Source organism: Streptomyces sp. NRRL WC-3549, assembly GCF_000721935.1.
Taxonomy (GTDB): Bacteria; Actinomycetota; Actinomycetes; order Streptomycetales; family Streptomycetaceae; genus Streptomyces.
In genome coordinates this window covers 50,046-52,060 of sequence record NZ_KL585408.1, presented here as the reverse complement: position 1 = coordinate 52,060, position 2,015 = coordinate 50,046, and the positions used below count along the sequence as shown (strand labels likewise).

Sequence of the window (2,015 nt, the reverse complement as noted above, 5' to 3'; positions counted from 1 at the left end):
CCTCGGGCTCGTGGCGGCGCAGCAGCCGCGAGACGGCGGCGAAGAGGACGACGGCCATGAACAGCAGCACCGCGATGTTCATGGCCCACTGGCCGGCCGAGTGCGCCCAGAGCGGGTCCAGGTCGGTCGGGTCGCCGGCGTCCCAGGGCGGCATGAGCCGGCTGAGGTCCAGCGTGGCCCCGGCCGCGGCGACCGCCCAGCGCGAGGGCATCAGCCAGGCGAACTGTTCCAGACCGGGCGATCCGTAGAGCTGGAAGAGCACCCCGGTGAAGACCACCTGGACGATGGCGAACATGACGAGCAGCGGCATGGTCTTCTCGGCGGTCTTCACCAGCGAGGAGATCATCAGGCCGACCATCATCGAGGTGAGCCCCAGCGCGATGATCGACAGGCAGAGCTCCACGGCCGGGGGCAGGAACAGCCCCTCCGCGGGCAGCTGCCGGGTGGACAGGCCGATGCCGCAGATGACCATCCCCTGGAACGCGGTGATCACGCCGAGGACGATCACCTTGGAGGTCAGATAGGCGGAACGGGAGAGGCCGGTGGCCCGTTCCCGTTCGTAGATCACCCGTTCCTTGATCAGTTCTCGTACGGAGTTGGCCGAACCGGCGAAACACATACCGACCGCGAGGATCAGCACGATCGTCCCGGCCTTGCTGTTGAACCGCTTGCCGGCCACGTCCGGAGCCGCCAGGCCGAACTCCGCGGGGATGACCACGCTCACCACACCGAGCACCGCCGGAAGGATCACCATCAGGGCGAGGAACCCCTTGTCGGAGGCGATCACCGAGATGTAGCGGCGCATCAGCGTCAGCAGCTGCGCCGTCCACCCCTGGGGTTTGCGCGGCCGGATCTGCCGCGGTGTGGGCGTGGGGGCGGGCTGGACGGCCACGGCGTCGATGTCCGCGGCGTACATCTGGTAGTGCTGCGAGCCGCGCCAGCGGCCCGCCCAGTCGTAGTCGCGGTAGTTCTCGAAGGCGGAGAAGACGTCGGCCCAGCTGGCGTAGCCGAAGAAGTTCAGCGCCTCCTCGGGCGGGCCGAAGTAGGCGACGGCCCCGCCGGGGGCCATGACCAGCAGGTTGTCGCAGATCGCCAGCTCGGCGACGGAGTGCGTGACGACCAGGACCGTACGCCCGTCGTCGGCCAGGCCGCGCAGCAGCTGCATGACGTCGCGGTCCATGCCCGGGTCGAGACCGGAGGTCGGCTCGTCCAGGAAGATCAGCGAGGGCTTGGTGAGCAGTTCCAGGGCCACCGAGACGCGCTTGCGCTGACCGCCCGAGAGGGAGGTGACCTTCTTGTCCTTGTGGACGTCGAGCTTGAGCTCGGCGAGGACCTCGTGGATCCGCGCGGTGCGCTCCGCCTCGGTGGTGTCCGCGGGGAAGCGGAGCTTGGCCGCGTAGCCGAGGGCTTTGCTGACCGTGAGCTCCTTGTGCAGGATGTCGTCCTGCGGGACCAGGCCGATGCGCTGCCGCAGCTCGGCGAACTGCTTGTACAGGTTCCGGTGGTCGTAGAGGACGTCGCCCTGGTTGGCGGGCCGGTAGCCGGTGAGCGCCTTGAGCAGGGTGGACTTGCCGGAGCCCGACGGGCCGATGACCGCGACCAGGGACTTCTCCGGGACGCCGAACGACACGTCCTTGAGGATGTCCTTCCCGCCGTCGACCGTCACCGTGAGGTGGCGGGCGGAGAAGGCGACCTCACCGGTGTCGACGAACTCTTCCAGCCGGTCCCCGACCAGCCGGAAGGTCGAGTGGCCGACGCCGACGATGTCGTTGGGGCCGATGAGGGCCGAGCCGGACTTGCTGAGCGGCAGGCCGTTGACGTACGTGCCGTTGTGCGAGCCCAGGTCGCGGATCTCGAAGCGGCCGTCGGGCGTCGCCCGGAATTCGGCGTGCAGCCGGGAGACCTGGAGGTCGGAGACGACCAGCTCGTTCTCCAGGGCACGGCCGATGCGCATGACCCGGCCGAGGTCCAGCTGGTGGAAGGTGGTCGGGCTGCGGTCGCCGTGGACCGGCGGG

General features: G+C 69.2%; 1 protein-coding gene. It reads right to left on the bottom strand.

What is annotated here, in order from left to right; all coding sequences use genetic code 11:
- Nucleotides 1-2,015, bottom strand: a 2,015-nt coding sequence (locus IH13_RS37905; protein WP_037841822.1) for an ABC transporter ATP-binding protein/permease, incomplete at both ends; no start/stop codon positions are given.